Source organism: Psychromonas hadalis ATCC BAA-638 (genome assembly GCF_000420245.1).
GTDB lineage: Bacteria > Pseudomonadota > Gammaproteobacteria > Enterobacterales > Psychromonadaceae > Psychromonas > Psychromonas hadalis.
In genome coordinates, this window is record NZ_ATUO01000093.1 from 1 (window position 1) to 14,705 (window position 14,705).

The window sequence follows — 14,705 nt, forward strand, 5'->3', positions numbered from 1 at the left end:
TTGCCGTTTGGACAACTCTCTGCGCTTACATTATCTCTGTGGGTTATTATCAAATTGCGACTTTTAGTGTTAAACCGATGACCAGCTCAATCTACTTGTTAGTGGCGCTGGTTATTATTTTATCCACTTTGTTATTGTTAAAACGTAAAGGTAATGTTTTAGCGCTGAGCAATAGTTAAGGATCGGCTTCAAAATTACTTGCGCTTTTGTTTTCAAAATAACCAGTCATTTAGAATCGGCTTTAAAATTAATTGCTCTTTTGTTTTCAAAATAACCAATCATTTAAGGTTTTTTAGAAACAATTTAGAGCAAGTTATTTTATAACGATTCCTTCAGGCTTTTTGAAAACAATTTAGCGCAAGTTATTGTGTAACGATTCATAAGGGGGAAATTAATGATTTTACAAGCGATCACTGACTATGTAAAAAGCCAAGGGCGTATTGAAGAGAGTGTGTTATTACAACACTTTCGTTTAACCGAAGAGGGGTTATCACCAATGATGTCGATACTGTTACAGTGTGGTAAATTGCATAAAAGTGTGCATCAGCGTGGTGATAAATTGCCTTTGCAGGTATTTTACAGCTGGTCTGATAAAATTAAAATACCCATGGTGACAATGCTTTAAATTAGCCAACGGCTCCGCTCCCTCGGAGCCGTTTTTTTTGTCTTTTTCTTTAACTAGCTATCTTAGTTTAACCTTTGTACAATCCCCCTTTTATTATCCCCTGTTATTGAGGTTGTACATGAGCCAGAAGAAAGTAAACCTATTAGATTTAAACCGTGAAGGTTTGCGTGAGTTTTTTGTCGAGATGGGCGAAAAACCGTTCCGTGCTGAGCAGGTGATGAAGTGGATGTATCATTTTGGTTGTGATGACTTCGATAAAATGGACAACATCAATAAAAAGCTACGTGAAAAATTAAAACAACGTGCCGAGATTGTAGCGCCAGAAGTCACGGTGGAGCAACGCAGTAGTGATGGTACTATCAAGTGGGTAATGCGTGTCGGTAATCAAGAGATTGAAACCGTTTATATCCCTGAAAAAGAGCGTGCTACGTTATGTGTTTCTTCACAAGTTGGCTGTGCATTAGCGTGTAACTTCTGTTCAACAGCGCAACAAGGGTTTAACCGCAATTTAACCGTGTCAGAAATCATTGGTCAAGTTTGGCGGGCCGCTAAAATTGTGGGTGTGATGGGAGAAAGCGGTAAACGTCCTATTACCAATGTGGTGATGATGGGCATGGGTGAGCCTTTACTTAACCTTAATAATGTTATTCCTGCGATGGAATTGATGTTAGATGATTTTGGTTATGCGCTTTCAAAACGTCGAGTGACCATTTCTACCTCGGGTGTCGTACCCGCGTTAGATATTTTAGGCGATCGTATCGATGTAGCATTGGCTATTTCATTGCATGCTGCCAACGATGAACTACGTTCACAGATGATGCCAATTAACGATAAATATAACATTGCCGATTTTCTTGCTGGTGTTAAACGTTATATTGAAAAATCAAAAGCCAACCGTGGCAAGGTCACGATTGAGTACCTATTATTGGATCACTTTAATGATTCAACCGATCAGGCTCATGAACTGGCCATCCTGCTAAAAGATACGCCGTGTAAAATTAATTTGATTCCATTTAATCCATTCCCGGGTAATGATTATGAGAAACCCAGTAATAGCCGTGTTGACCGCTTCAATAAAGTATTGATGGAATATGGTTATACGGTAATTGTACGTAAAACACGTGGCGATGATATTGACGCTGCCTGTGGGCAATTAGTGGGTGATGTGATTGATAGAACCAAACGTGTAATTAAAAAACGTCAAAAAGGTGAAAGTATTAGCATTTCAGAAGCTTAAATCCATTACAAGATGATCGAAGTAGGATAACCACCCGAAATAACATGAAAAGTGAAACAACTTCGGTCACAATGCTTGTTTAACTCTTCATGTTTTTAAGGAAAATATGCGCTTCATTGTTATTGTTATTTCATCCCTTCTTTTTTTAACTGCTTGTGTTTCAAGTGAAACCTCGGTCGTCACCAAAAATAGTGGTGCAGGCCATGTGACACAGTTTGACCCTGAAGGCGCTGCTAAAACTCGGGTAAAATTAGCGCTACTTTATCTTAATCAAAATAATATGCAGCAAGCAAAAGGAAATTTAGATAAAGCATTAGAATATCAGCCTGACGATGCAGATATCTATCGTATTTTTGCCTATTATTATCAACGTGTTAATGAAAATGAAATTGCTGAAGAATATTATAAAAAATCATTACGCATCGATTCAAAAAATGCAGATACTCATAATAATTATGGTACTTTTCTGTGTAAATTAGCGCGTTATAAAGAAGCTGAGCAGGCTTTTTTAATCGCAGTGAAACTACCTCGTTATACTGCGGTGGCGAATACGTATGAAAATGCAGGTTTATGTGCAGAAAAGGCGCAAGCGACGGATAAAGCGCTCTATTATTACCAATATGCACTTTCTCACAACCCTAATAAACTTTACCTTAATCTTTCCCTCGCAAAACTTAATATTGATAAAAAAGAGTACAAAACAGCACGTTTAAATCTATTTAATTACCAGAAGAGCAGTAAAATAAATGCTGAGAGTTTATGGCAGTGGATCCGCCTCAGTTATGCCACTGAAAAAGGGGCAAGCTTGAGTAAATACGCGGGACAGTTATTAGAGCAATTTCCCGATTCTCAGCGTGCGTTAGATTATTTAAATCATGAGTATTATTAACGATGAAAACAGAGAGCCACGAGTCGCCTGAAATTATAGTACCTCTCGGGCAAGCATTAAAGGATGCACGTTTAGTTATTTCATTATCCATTGATGAAGTGGCAGATCAGTTAAATTTAAGTGTAACGACTGTGTGTGATCTTGAAGACAATCTACAAAATGTCCTGAAAACAAAAAAATATCCTGTTATTTATCTACGGGGTTATTTGGTTAATTATGCAAAGTTAGTGGGGCTGAATACGTTGGAGCTGTTTGTTGAGTATCAACAGCTTGAAAGTAGCCGTAAGGAGAAAAAAAACTTACACTCTCTCGGTCTTATTCCTGAAACTAAAAAACGCACTAAACGATTGCCACTTATTTTGTTGGTTATTATTGTTCTTGTCTCTCTCTTTTATCTGTTTCAAAAACAATTACTGGCCAATTTTACCTCTATTTTTGAATCGGTTTCTGAAGTTGTTAGTAAAGAGGGGGAAAGTGAAAAACAGCTGTTAAATATAACACCCTCTTCTAGTATCACTGATGATGTCGTCATTCAAGCACTGAAAAATCAGCAACAGATTGAGCTTATTAATACAGAGCCAAAGAAACAAACGATTGTAACCTTGCCTCAAGCCAAAAATGTGACTATCGAGCAAGATAATGTTTTAGAAAAAGAGATTATTGAGCGAGAAACGCCCGTTATTGAAGAAGCTGTGATGAAGACTGAAAGTATTGAGAAAATTGTACTTGAAAATGAGGCGGTTGTGGCAGTAAGTTTTGATGCTTTTGCAGCAACCACTGAAGTGACTGAGCCAGAAGTTGTTGAAGAGGCTCTTGATTTACCCATTAGCCCTGAAAGCTTAACACTTGCTTTTACTGCGGAATGTTGGACAGAAGTTTTTGATGCAAGCGGTAAACGGATTGCTTTTGGCTTGTATAAGAAGGGCCGTGTATTGATGCTTTCTGGCTTGTCTCCTTTTCAACTTAAATTAGGCGATCCCAGTGTTGTCGAGATACAATACAATGATGAGATCATCGAGGGTGACTTCGCCCCGGGTCGTAGTGTTAACTTTACCATTCCCCTGTCGTAAAATTTATTAAGAGAAAAAATTAATATGAGTCACACCTCTTCTATTATCCGTCGTGTTTCTAAACAGATCATGGTTGGCAATGTGCCTGTTGGTGGTGATGCCCCCATCACAGTACAATCAATGACCAATACCTTGACTACTGATGTGGTTGCAACGGTTGCGCAAATTAAACGTTTAGAAGCGGTCGGTGCAGATATGGTACGCGTTTCTGTCCCAACCATGAATGCGGCTGAAGCGTTTAAAGAGATAAAACGACAAAGTAATATTCCACTGATTGCAGATATTCATTTTGATTACCGTATCGCGCTTAAAGTAGCAGAATATGGCGTTGATTGTTTACGTATAAATCCGGGTAATATCGGTAATGAGCAACGTATCCGCAGTGTGGTTGATTGCGCGCGTTATCATAATATTCCAATTCGTATTGGCGTGAATGGTGGTTCTCTTGAAGCTGATATTCAAGAAAAATATGGAGAGCCTACTGCGCAAGCGTTAGTCGATTCCGCGCTACGTCATGTGGATATTTTAGACCGACTTAATTTTGACCAATTTAAGGTGAGCGTAAAAGCGTCCGATGCACTGCTTGCGGTAGAGTCTTATCAACTGCTTGCAAAACAGATTATTCAGCCCTTGCATCTTGGTATTACCGAAGCGGGTGGTCTGCGCAGTGGCAGTGTGAAATCTGCGGTAGGCATGGGGTTGTTACTCTCACAAGGTATTGGTGATACGTTACGCGTTTCATTAGCTGCTGATCCGGTAGAAGAGATAAAAGTGGGCTTTGATATTTTAAAATCACTGCGTATTCGTAGCCGTGGCATTAACTTTATCGCTTGTCCAACCTGTTCACGTCAAGAGTTTGATGTGATTGCAACGGTGAATGCATTAGAGGAACGTTTAGAGGACGTTATTATGCCGATTGATGTGTCGATTATTGGTTGTGTGGTTAATGGTCCGGGTGAAGCATTGATCTCTGACATTGGTATCACGGGGGGTAAAACCAAAAGTGGCTTTTATGAAGATGGCAAACGCCAAAAAGAGCGTTTTGATAATGATAACGTAATTGACCAGTTAGAAGCTAAAATTCGCGCACGTATTAGCCGCACGGATCCAAAAAATCTAATCTTAAAAGTCTAAAATTTCAAGCTAGCCCGTTATGGGCTTTTTGAGTATAATACCCATCAAATTTTATTAATCAGCATTGAGAAATTATCGTGGCAAAAAAGATCCAAGCTATTCGAGGTATGAACGATACCCTTCCTGATCAAACCCCTGTTTGGCAAAAATTAGAAACCCTATTAAGAAAAACGGTAAGCAGTTACGGTTACTCTGAAATTCGTATGCCTATCGTTGAAAGCACTGCGCTGTTTAAACGCTCTATTGGTGAAGTGACTGATATCGTAGAAAAAGAGATGTATACCTTTGATGACAACGGTGACAGTTTAACACTTCGCCCAGAAGGTACTGCTTCTTGTGTGCGTGCGGGTAATGAGCATGGTTTACTTTATAATCAAGAGCGTCGCATGTGGTATATGGGGCCGATGTTCCGCCATGAACGTCCACAAAAAGGGCGCTATCGTCAGTTTAATCAATTTGCAATTGAGACCTTTGGCATTGCTAGTGCAGATATTGATGCTGAAGTTATTTTACTTTCTGCTCGTTTATGGAAAGCATTAGGTATTGACCAACATGTTGAACTTCAACTTAACTCTCTCGGTTCAAATGAAGCACGCGCTTTATATAAAGAAGCGTTAGTGAATTATTTAGAAAAACATGAAGAAAAATTAGATGATGACAGTAAACGTCGCATGAAAACTAATCCCTTGCGTGTATTAGATAGCAAAAATCCACAAGTCCAAGCTGTTTTGCTGGATGCTCCGAAACTTTCTGAGTATCTTGATGACCAATCAGTCGCACACTTCGCAAAATTGCAACAGTACCTTGATGCTGCGGGTATTAAATATGTGATTAACGAGCGTTTAGTGCGTGGCCTTGATTATTATAATCGTACTGTTTTTGAGTGGGTAACCTCAAGCCTTGGCGCACAAGGAACCATTTGTGCGGGTGGTCGTTATGATGGTTTAGTTGAGCAACTCGGTGGCAAAGCGACTCCTGCGGTTGGTTTTGCAATGGGGCTTGAGCGTATTGTATTGATGCTTAATGAGCTTGAATTAAATGCGGATGTTAAAGGTGATGTCGATATTTACAGTGTATTAGTTGGCGAAGATACAGATATTGCAGGCTTTAACATGGCTGAACTTGTGCGCAGTGAGTTACCAGAACTTAAAATGATGCATCATTGTGGCGCTGGTAATTTCAAAAAACAGATGAAACGTGCAGACAAAAGTGGCGCACGTTTAGCGCTTATTATTGGTGAAAGCGAGTTACAAGATAACTGCGTCACAATAAAAGATTTACAGGGTAAAGTTGATCAACAAACAGTTGCAATGGATGAACTGATTGCTGTATTACCTACTTACTTTTAAAAAATATAAAAATTATTAAGGAATATATTGTGGTAGATATCATTGAAGGTTATGAAACAGAAGAGCAACAAGTTGACGCGATTAAACAGTGGTGGAAAGATAACGGCAATACGTTAGTCATTGGTGCTGTTGTGGGTTTAGCGGGTCTTTGGGGATGGCGCTTTTATAATGACTCTGTGATTGAAGGCCAAGAGAAAGCATCGCAAGCTTATAACAACATGTTAGTGACGTTTGAAGCGCAGGGCTCAGAAGCTGATCTTGATAAAATACAAACTTTTGTGACAGAACATAGTGGCAGTAATTACGCTATATTAGCGTCTCTATTGTTGGCAAAAGAAGCGGTAGTAAAAAAAGATTTTAAACTGGCAAAAACACAGTTAGTGCAACTGCAAGGGCAAAATAGCTACGCGCCACTTAATCCATTAATTAATTTACGTTTAGCACGGGTTGAGGTAGAACTTGGGCAATTAACGGAAGCGTTATCAACACTTGCATTAATCTCTGAAGTGGGCTTTATTGCCAAAGCTGAACAGGTTAAAGGCACTGTTTATTTAAAACAGGGTGATGTGAATAATGCCCGTATTGCTTTTCAAAGTGCAATAGATGCAAGTAAAGGGCGTATTGACCCTATCTTACAATTGCAATTTGATGATCTTGCAGTAGCGATTGATACTGAAGCTGCTGAGCCTGTGTTAGGTAATTAACCGTTAATAATTTAGCGCCTCTTAAAATTGAGGTGTTTTTATATTAAAGAGATCGTAAATGTTTAGTTCAAGGCGAAAAAGCAGAGTTTAGTCGTTTAAAGGAATATTTTTCAACGATGAAATAAGCTTAAATGGCGACGATCTGAGCAGTTACAAAAATAGTTGAGATAATATGAATACAAGCCTTAAACAGCTTCTTACATTAGCAACATCCACCCTGTTATTAACAGGGTGTTCACTTTTTTCAAGTGAAGAGGATGTTGTTACCATGGCTGAGCTTCCTATTTTTGAAGCAACTTATACCCCACAAATCGCTTGGCAAGCAAGCATTGGCAGTGGTGTTGATAAATACTATTCACAGTTACAACCTGCCGCTGATGATGAAGCGGTATATGTTGCATCACGAGAGGGTGAAGTGAAGGCGTTTGCCGCTACAACGGGTAAGTTGCTCTGGTCAAATGATTTTAGTGACCATCAAAGCAATGAACTAAATCGTTCAGCACGTTTTTCGGGTGGCATTCATTTAGCACTTGATACCCTGTTTATCGGCACTGAAAATGCGCAAGTATTAGCGATTGATAAAAATAACGGTGAACTGCGTTGGTTGGTGAAAGTTTCAGGTGAAGTGATTGCAAGTCCCATTTATTCCAAAGGGTTAGTGGTTGTTCATACTAGTCGTGGTGCTCTGATTGCACTTGATAGCAGTACGGGTGAGCAAGTTTGGGTGCTGAACAACAAACAACCTAAATTAACGTTGCGTGGTAGCGCAACACCAACGATTGCACAAGGTGGTATTATTTACGGTCGTGCCGACGGTTTTGTTTCTGCCGCATTGCTTGAATCGGGCCAACCGTTATGGCAATTGCCAGTCGCGCGCCCTTATGGCGCAACGGAGCTAGATCGTATTGTTGATGCCGATATGCAGCCTATTGTGCGTAATGGCATTATCTATGCTTTGGCTTATAATGGTAATTTAGTGGCAATTGACCTGTTAAAAGGGCAACAACTCTGGGAGAAAAAATACTCAGGTTACAGTGATATTGCTTTATCTGGCCGCACACTTTATCTCAGCGATTATCGTGGTTATCTGTTTGCGATTGATAGAAATAACGGTGAGGAAATCTGGGTAAATAAACAGCTTGCTTACCGTAATGTAACGGGTGTTGCGATTGCTAATCAATACATTGTGGTTGGTGATGGTGAAGGTTATTTACATTGGATTGATCGTAATAATGGGGAGTTTGTCGCCCAGCAAGAGTTAGACTCTGATGGGTTATATATGCAACCTTTTGAAAGTGCCAGCTACCTTTATTTACAAACTCGCAGTGGCAAATTGATTGCAATAGAAAAGCCTTCCATTAATAAGAAATAGTAAAATCACATTTACTATTTATAAAGCCTCTCGCCTTTATTGACGAGGGGCTTTTTAGCTTTATTGGCTTCAAATTCAAAAGCAATTAACCACGAAGGCACGAAGGAAAAGGAATAAAATAATAATCGGTTTTGGTTTTACTTGGTGTTCTCTGCGCCGTGAAGCGGCTTCGTGGTTATTCATGTTGGTTTTATAGAATAGAAATGATATTGACAGTGTCCACCCATGAATATTCTGGTAAATTGTCTTTAAATTGATGCTTAACTTTAAATTCTTAGTGGGTATTAAGTGTTGCAAAAAATCTCATTATTAATAAGAAATAGTAAAATTACATTTACTACGTATAATAGCCCCTCGCCTTTTTTGATGAGGGGCTTTTTAGTTTTGATTTTTATAGCATACACAATTTTTGTTAGCAGTAGATCGTCCAAGCAAGTGATGGTAAATTGCATAGAATGTCATGCGTTTGATAAGCAATAGTATTATTTAGTTTTATAGGATACAAATTATGTTACCAGTGATCGCCTTAGTAGGTCGTCCAAACGTGGGTAAATCCACACTATTTAATCGTTTAACACGCACACGTGATGCGTTAGTGGCGGATTTTCCCGGTTTAACGCGAGATCGTAAATATGGTCAAGCAAAAATTGATGAAGATGAATTTATCGTTATCGATACGGGCGGCATCACTGGTAATGAAGAGGGCTTAGATGCCGTGATGGCGGGACAGTCACTGTTAGCAATCGACGAAGCAGATGCGGTTCTATTTATGGTTGATGCGCGCGTTGGCATTATGGTTGATGATCATGCGATTGCAGAGCATCTACGTAAACAGGATAAAAAAGTATTCCTTGTTGCTAATAAAACCGATGGTATCGATGCCGATAGCGCCTGTGCTGAGTTTTATGGTTTAGGCCTTGGTGAGGTTTATCATATTGCTGCTGCACATGGTAAAGGTGTGCGTCAGATGATAGATACCGCCCTCGATGGTTTCTTTGAGCCTAAAGTTGAAGATGATGACGATGAGCACTTTGCGTTTGAAGAAGAGTACATTGAAGACGATGAAGAGAAGCTTAAAAAAGAGCAAGACCGATTAGCAGCACTGCCAATTAAACTGGCCATTATCGGCAAACCCAATGTGGGTAAATCTACGCTGATTAACCGTATTTTAGGTGAAGAGCGTGTGGTGGTCTTTGATGAACCGGGCACAACACGTGACAGTATCTATATTCCTATGAGTCGTGATGACAGAGAATATATATTAATTGATACAGCGGGGGTGCGTAAACGCAAAAAGGTCAATGAAACTGTTGAAAAATTCTCGGTGATCAAAACCCTGCAAGCGATTGAAGATTGTAACGTGGTCTTATTGGTCATTGATGCGCGTGATGGTATTGCTGAGCAAGATTTGTGTCTGTTAGGTTACACCCTTAACGCGGGTCGCTCATTGGTGATCGCGGTTAATAAATGGGATGGCATGACCGATTACGATAAAGAGCGTGTTAAAACAGAGCTTGATCGTCGTCTTGGTTTTATCGATTTTGCTAAAATTCATTTTATCTCTGCATTACATGGCACGGGTGTCGGTCATCTTTATGAATCGATTGAAGAGGCGTATGATTCTTCAACTAAACGTATCTCAACGTCAATGTTAACCCGTATTATGGGCATGGCGGTGGACGATCATAATCCACCTATGGTGCAAAGTCGTCGTGTTAAATTACGTTACGCACATGCGGGTGGTTATAATCCTCCGTTAATCGTGATTCACGGTAACCAAGTTAAAAAACTACCTCATTCATACAAACGTTACTTGATGAACTATTTCCGTCGTTCACTACAGATTATGGGGACACCTATTCGTATAGAGTTCCGTGAAGGTAACAACCCATTTGAGGGTCGTCGCGTCAATAAACTAACACCCAACCAAATGCATAAGCGTAAGCGTATGATGAAGCATCATAAAAAGAAATAAACATGGAACTACAATGTCCAAAATGTGATCATGAGTTAGTACGTAGTGGTGAGTTAAAACGCCATTGTGAAAACTGTCACAGTGACTTTAAGCTACACGTTGCTTGTAATGAGTGTGGTGATGAAATTGAGCGTCTAAAAGCGTGTGGTGCGGTGAGTTTTTGGTGTAATAACTGTAATGAGCTAAAAAGTAAATCATCGGCAGTTTATACACTACAAAACGGTTAACCAATATTAATTTTAATTAAGGATCGGCTTCAAAATTACTTGCTATTTTGTTTTTAAAATAGCCAGTTATTTAAGGCTTTTTGGAAACAATTTATCGCAAGTTATTTTGTAACGATTTCTAAGCGCAACGAGGCAACTCGTTGCGCTTTTTTGTTGGGCTTGCTAGGATCGTTTTTTTGACTCTGGCTAGGTAACTATTTTGACGCTCTCTGTACACTCCCTTAAAAAACATCTCTCGCAAGTCTTAATTAAAGATCAATTTAAGTTCTCACGTCGCCTCGCTAATAACAGCAAAATTAAAGACTCAGAAAAAGCGCAGTTAGGCTTAGTCAAAATTGCCTGTGATATTCAAACCTCTCTGGATAAACGCCAATTCCGATTTGATAATCGTCCTGAAATTAATTACCCCGATCTGCCTGTCAGTGATAAAAAAGAGCAGATCGCCAAAGCGATTTTAGACAATCAAGTGATCATCATCGCAGGTGAAACGGGCTCAGGTAAAACCACGCAAATTCCCAAAATTTGTTTAGAGATTGGTCGTGGCGTGAGCGGTTTAATCGGTCATACGCAGCCACGACGCATTGCAGCCAGCACCGTGGCGAATCGTATTGCCGAAGAGCTTGATTCAGAGTTAGGTGAAGTGGTGGGTTATCGAGTGCGTTTTACCGATAAAGTCAGTGAGCGTTCTTATATCAAATTGATGACCGATGGTATCTTATTAGCTGAGATTCAAAATGATCGCTTTTTAACCCAATACGACACCATTATTATCGATGAAGCGCATGAGCGTAGCCTTAATATTGACTTTCTAATGGGTTATTTGAAACGTCTGTTGCCACGTCGTCCCGACCTAAAAGTGATTATCACCTCTGCAACCATCGATCCGCAGCGTTTCTCGAATCATTTTGCAGATAAGCACGGCAACCCCGCCCCGATTATTGAAGTTTCAGGACGTACTTTCCCCGTGGAACCTTTGTATCGCCCTTTAGAGGAGTATTCAGGAGGCGATCAAATCGAGGGTATCTTTAATGCCGTTGATGAACTACAGCGTTTAGGGCGTGGTGATATTCTTATTTTTATGAACGGTGAACGTGAAATTCGTGATACCGCAGAGGCATTAAACAGACGTAATCTACGTGATACCGAAGTTTTACCGCTGTTTGCACGTTTAAGTGGTGCTGAGCAAAATCGTATTTTCCAAAGCCATCGCGGTCGCCGTATTATTCTTGCTACCAATGTGGCAGAAACATCATTAACCATTCCCGGCATTAAATATGTCATCGATACGGGTACAGTGCGTATTAGCCGTTACAGTTATCGCACTAAAGTACAGCGTTTGCCAATTGAGCCGATTTCACAAGCCAGTGCCAATCAGCGTATGGGACGTTGTGGCCGTGTCAGTGCGGGTGTGTGTATTCGCCTATATGCTGAAGATGATTTTCTTTCACGTCCTGAGTTTACCGACCCTGAAATTCTGCGTACTAACCTTTCCTCAGTTATTTTACAGATGCTTGCATTAGGGCTGGGTGAATTAAACCAGTTTCCCTTTGTAGAGCCGCCAGAAGATAGAAACATTAAAGATGGTTTATCGTTGCTTGAAGAGTTAGGCGCGGTGGATCTGAAAATAACAGATCCACGTAAAAAATTAACACCACTGGGTCATCAACTTGCCAAACTGCCTGTCGACCCACGCTTAGCACGTATGATTTTAGCGGCTAAACAGTATGGCTGTGTGCATGAAGTGATGGTGATCAGTGCTGCCTTAAGCATTCAAGATCCGCGTGAACGTCCGATGGAAAAGCAACAAGCATCCGATGAGAAACATCGCCGTTTTCATGATAAAGATTCAGATTATATGGCTTTTGTTAATTTGTGGAACTATATCAAAGAGCAACGCCGTGAATTATCGAGTAACCAGTTCCGCAAAATGTGTCAAAAAGATTTTCTCGCTTACATGCGTGTGCGTGAGTGGCAAGATATCTATGCACAAATTAAACAGGTGACCGATGAATTAGATATTAAAGTGAGCGCACAAGCGGCTGATTTTGATAATATTCACCAAGCGTTGTTAGCAGGGTTACTCTCTCATATCGGTTTTAAAGACAAAGAGCAACACTACCTTGGCGCGCGTAACAGTAAATTCTTTATGTTTCCCGGCTCTAGTCTGTTTAAAAAACAGCCTAAGTGGGGCATGTTTGCAGAGCTTGTTGAAACCTCAAAACTGTTTGGACGTATCAGCGCACGGATTAAACCGGAGTGGGTAGAGCAACAAGCACAACATCTGATAAAGCGCAGTTATAGCGAACCACATTGGCAGAAAAAATCAGGGGTGGTGGGCGCGTTTGAAAATCAAATTCTCTACGGTTTGCCGATTGTCACCAAACGTAAAGTTACTTATACAAACATAGATCCTATTTTATGTCGTGAGCTGTTCATTCGCCATGCCTTAGTAGAGGGGGAGTTTAATACTCGTCATCAGTTCTTTAAAGACAATCAAGCACTGCTTAATGATATCGAGGAGCTTGAGCATAAATCACGTCGTCGTGATATTTTGGTCGATGATGAAACACTGTTTATTTTTTACGATCAACATATCCCTCAGAATGTCTGTAGTGGCAAACAGTTTGATAGCTGGTGGGATCGTGAGAAGAAAAAGCAACCTGAGCTTTTAAACTACCAACGTGATGAAGTGATGGCACATGGAGCAGCGCATGTAACGGCGAATGCTTACCCTGATTATTGGCAACAGGGTGATTTTAAACTGCAGCTCAGTTATGCTTTTGAACCCGGTACAGCGCAAGATGGTGTTAGTGTAAAAATTCCGCTGGTACTGCTTAATCAGATAAAACCAGAGGGTTTTGAATGGCAAATTCCCGCGCTACGCGAAGAATTATTAATTGCACTGATTAAAACGTTGCCAAAACCTATTCGCCGAAATTTTGTCCCTGCACCCAACTATGCACAGGCTGCCATGGCCAATTTAACCCCGTTAAAAGAGCCTCTTTTTGACGCATTTGAAAAGCAACTATTACGCATGACTGGGGTTAGAATTCCTGATAAATCGTGGGATCTTAGTGCTTTACCGACTCACTTACGCATTAAATTTCATATTATTGATGACCGACAAAAAACAGTGGCAGTGGGGGAAGACTTATTACAGTTACAGCATTCCTTAAAAGGTGAGGTAAAACAGACCCTCTCGAAAGTCTCGAAAAAGGGCATTGAAAAAACCGACTTATTAGCATGGAATTTTGGTAAGTTGCCAAACTCCTTTAAAAAGGATCACGGTGGTTATGAGGTTAAAGCTTACCCGGCATTAGTTGATAAAAGAAAAAGTGTCGCCATTGAGTTATTTGATAGCGAAGCCAAAGCACAACAAGCGAATCAAGCTGGGTTACGCCGTTTAGTGTTGTTAAATGTGCCATCACCGATTAAGTATCTGCAACAAAGTTTGCCAAATAAAGCCAAACTTGGGCTTTATTTTAACCCCTTTGGTCAGATAAAAGATCTCATTGATGATTGCATCGCCTGTGCGGTTGATTCGATTTTACAAAGTGAAATAACACCTCAAGATGCAAGCACTTTTGAAATTCAAAAAGAGAAAGTGCGTGCAGAGCTTGCAGAGACAACGCTGAAAATTACACAGATAGTTGAGCAGGTATTAACCCTTGCGCATGGCGTGAGTAAAAAACTAAAAGGAAGAATAGATCTCACTATGCTGGTGGCGCAAGGCGATATTAAGTCGCAATTAGAGCGTTTGATTTTTCCGGGATTTGCGTGCCAGGTGGGCGAGAAAAAACTACCGGATCTCAAGCGTTATTTGCAAGCGTTACAAAAACGTCTTGAGAGACTGCCTGCTAATCCTAATCAAGACAGACTGCACACAATTGAGTTACATGAGTTGGAGCAACGTTATTTAGCGTTGTGTAAAACCATGCTCAGTAATGAAAAAGACAGTGAGCCCCTTGCTGAAATATATTGGATGATGGAAGAGTTGCGTGTTTCCTTTTTTGCGCAACAACTCGGTACTGCTTATCCGATTTCGGCTAAAAGGGTGAAGCAAAAATTAACGGAGTTAAAAGGCTAAGGAATCGTTACACAATAACTTGCGCTAAATTGTTTT

11 protein-coding genes are annotated in these 14,705 nt (G+C 40.2%); all 11 read left to right on the forward strand.

Annotated elements, in window-relative coordinates:
- The first annotated feature begins 394 nt into the window (after positions 1 to 394).
- The 11 genes from G322_RS0112050 to hrpA all read left to right on the forward strand — a co-directional run bounded on the left by G322_RS0112050 (position 395) and on the right by hrpA (position 14,669).
- Entirely contained in the window at positions 395 to 625 is a 231-nt protein-coding gene (locus G322_RS0112050; RefSeq protein ID WP_022942025.1) for a FeoC-like transcriptional regulator, read from the forward strand.
- 118 nt (positions 626 to 743) lie between these two features.
- The gene (rlmN, locus tag G322_RS0112055) at positions 744 to 1,862 is read left to right on the forward strand and encodes a dual-specificity RNA methyltransferase RlmN (RefSeq protein WP_022942026.1); all 1,119 of its coding nucleotides are present in this window, start codon (positions 744 to 746) and stop codon (positions 1,860 to 1,862) included.
- Between the two features lie 106 nt (positions 1,863 to 1,968).
- Positions 1,969 to 2,751, forward strand: a complete 783-nt coding sequence (pilW, locus tag G322_RS0112060; protein ID WP_022942027.1) for a type IV pilus biogenesis/stability protein PilW — start codon at positions 1,969 to 1,971, stop codon at positions 2,749 to 2,751.
- Positions 2,752 to 2,753: 2 nt separating this feature from the next.
- Complete coding sequence (locus G322_RS0112065) at positions 2,754 to 3,821, forward strand: RodZ domain-containing protein (protein WP_022942028.1); 1,068 nt, start codon at positions 2,754 to 2,756, stop codon at positions 3,819 to 3,821.
- 24 nt (positions 3,822 to 3,845) lie between these two features.
- Positions 3,846 to 4,955, forward strand: a complete 1,110-nt coding sequence (ispG, locus tag G322_RS0112070; protein WP_022942029.1) for a flavodoxin-dependent (E)-4-hydroxy-3-methylbut-2-enyl-diphosphate synthase — start codon at positions 3,846 to 3,848, stop codon at positions 4,953 to 4,955.
- A gap of 77 nt (positions 4,956 to 5,032) precedes the next feature.
- Entirely contained in the window at positions 5,033 to 6,304 is a 1,272-nt protein-coding gene (gene hisS / locus G322_RS0112075) for a histidine--tRNA ligase (protein WP_022942030.1), read from the forward strand.
- Between the two features lie 29 nt (positions 6,305 to 6,333).
- Positions 6,334 to 7,008, forward strand: a complete 675-nt coding sequence (locus tag G322_RS0112080) for a tetratricopeptide repeat protein (protein WP_022942031.1) — start codon at positions 6,334 to 6,336, stop codon at positions 7,006 to 7,008.
- A gap of 172 nt (positions 7,009 to 7,180) precedes the next feature.
- Positions 7,181 to 8,380: an outer membrane protein assembly factor BamB gene (bamB, locus tag G322_RS0112085; RefSeq protein ID WP_022942032.1), complete on the forward strand. Its 1,200-nt coding sequence runs from the start codon at positions 7,181 to 7,183 to the stop codon at positions 8,378 to 8,380.
- Positions 8,381 to 8,888: 508 nt separating this feature from the next.
- Positions 8,889 to 10,355, forward strand: a complete 1,467-nt coding sequence (gene der / locus G322_RS0112090; RefSeq protein WP_022942033.1) for a ribosome biogenesis GTPase Der — start codon at positions 8,889 to 8,891, stop codon at positions 10,353 to 10,355.
- 2 nt (positions 10,356 to 10,357) lie between these two features.
- On the forward strand, positions 10,358 to 10,582 hold the full coding sequence (locus tag G322_RS0112095) for a zinc ribbon domain-containing protein (RefSeq protein WP_022942034.1): 225 nt from the start codon (positions 10,358 to 10,360) through the stop codon (positions 10,580 to 10,582).
- A gap of 196 nt (positions 10,583 to 10,778) precedes the next feature.
- A complete protein-coding gene (gene hrpA, locus G322_RS0112100; protein ID WP_425413895.1) occupies positions 10,779 to 14,669 on the forward strand; it encodes an ATP-dependent RNA helicase HrpA in 3,891 nt (1,296 codons plus the stop codon).
- The last annotated feature ends 36 nt before the right edge of the window (positions 14,670 to 14,705 follow it).